Annotated in this window: 1 rRNA gene; it reads right to left on the bottom strand. The window is 53.5% G+C overall.

Annotation, left to right across the window (positions count from 1 at the left end):
• Window positions 1-14: 14 nt before the first annotated feature.
• Window positions 15-1,556: ribosomal RNA gene (locus tag A7Z06_RS21475) — 16S ribosomal RNA — on the bottom strand.
• Window positions 1,557-1,634: the final 78 nt, after the last annotated feature.

Here is a 1,634-nt window from a genome sequence, read left to right as displayed (position 1 = left end):
ACGCTTCTTTAAGGTAAGGAGGTGATCCAACCGCAGGTTCCCCTACGGTTACCTTGTTACGACTTCACCCCAGTCATGAATCACAAAGTGGTAAGCGCCCTCCCGAAGGTTAAGCTACCTACTTCTTTTGCAACCCACTCCCATGGTGTGACGGGCGGTGTGTACAAGGCCCGGGAACGTATTCACCGTGGCATTCTGATCCACGATTACTAGCGATTCCGACTTCATGGAGTCGAGTTGCAGACTCCAATCCGGACTACGACGCACTTTATGAGGTCCGCTTGCTCTCGCGAGGTCGCTTCTCTTTGTATGCGCCATTGTAGCACGTGTGTAGCCCTGGTCGTAAGGGCCATGATGACTTGACGTCATCCCCACCTTCCTCCAGTTTATCACTGGCAGTCTCCTTTGAGTTCCCGGCCGGACCGCTGGCAACAAAGGATAAGGGTTGCGCTCGTTGCGGGACTTAACCCAACATTTCACAACACGAGCTGACGACAGCCATGCAGCACCTGTCTCACAGTTCCCGAAGGCACCAATCCATCTCTGGAAAGTTCTGTGGATGTCAAGACCAGGTAAGGTTCTTCGCGTTGCATCGAATTAAACCACATGCTCCACCGCTTGTGCGGGCCCCCGTCAATTCATTTGAGTTTTAACCTTGCGGCCGTACTCCCCAGGCGGTCGACTTAACGCGTTAGCTCCGGAAGCCACGCCTCAAGGGCACAACCTCCAAGTCGACATCGTTTACGGCGTGGACTACCAGGGTATCTAATCCTGTTTGCTCCCCACGCTTTCGCACCTGAGCGTCAGTCTTCGTCCAGGGGGCCGCCTTCGCCACCGGTATTCCTCCAGATCTCTACGCATTTCACCGCTACACCTGGAATTCTACCCCCCTCTACGAGACTCAAGCCTGCCAGTATCAGATGCAGTTCCCAGGTTGAGCCCGGGGATTTCACATCTGACTTAACAGACCGCCTGCGTGCGCTTTACGCCCAGTAATTCCGATTAACGCTTGCACCCTCCGTATTACCGCGGCTGCTGGCACGGAGTTAGCCGGTGCTTCTTCTGCGGGTAACGTCAATGAGCAAAGGTATTAACTTTACTCCCTTCCTCCCCGCTGAAAGTACTTTACAACCCGAAGGCCTTCTTCATACACGCGGCATGGCTGCATCAGGCTTGCGCCCATTGTGCAATATTCCCCACTGCTGCCTCCCGTAGGAGTCTGGACCGTGTCTCAGTTCCAGTGTGGCTGGTCATCCTCTCAGACCAGCTAGGGATCGTCGCCTAGGTGAGCCGTTACCCCACCTACTAGCTAATCCCATCTGGGCACATCCGATGGCAAGAGGCCCGAAGGTCCCCCTCTTTGGTCTTGCGACGTTATGCGGTATTAGCTACCGTTTCCAGTAGTTATCCCCCTCCATCGGGCAGTTTCCCAGACATTACTCACCCGTCCGCCACTCGTCAGCGAAACAGCAAGCTGTTTCCTGTTACCGTTCGACTTGCATGTGTTAGGCCTGCCGCCAGCGTTCAATCTGAGCCATGATCAAACTCTTCAATTTAAAAGTTTGATGCTCAAAGAATTAAACTTCGTAATGAATTACGTGTTCACTCTTGAGACTTGGTATTCATTTATCGTC

This window comes from Escherichia sp. MOD1-EC6819, from assembly GCF_002965765.1.
GTDB classification, from domain to species: Bacteria; Pseudomonadota; Gammaproteobacteria; order Enterobacterales; family Enterobacteriaceae; genus Escherichia; species Escherichia ruysiae.
This window is presented reverse-complemented; position numbering and strand designations above follow the sequence as displayed.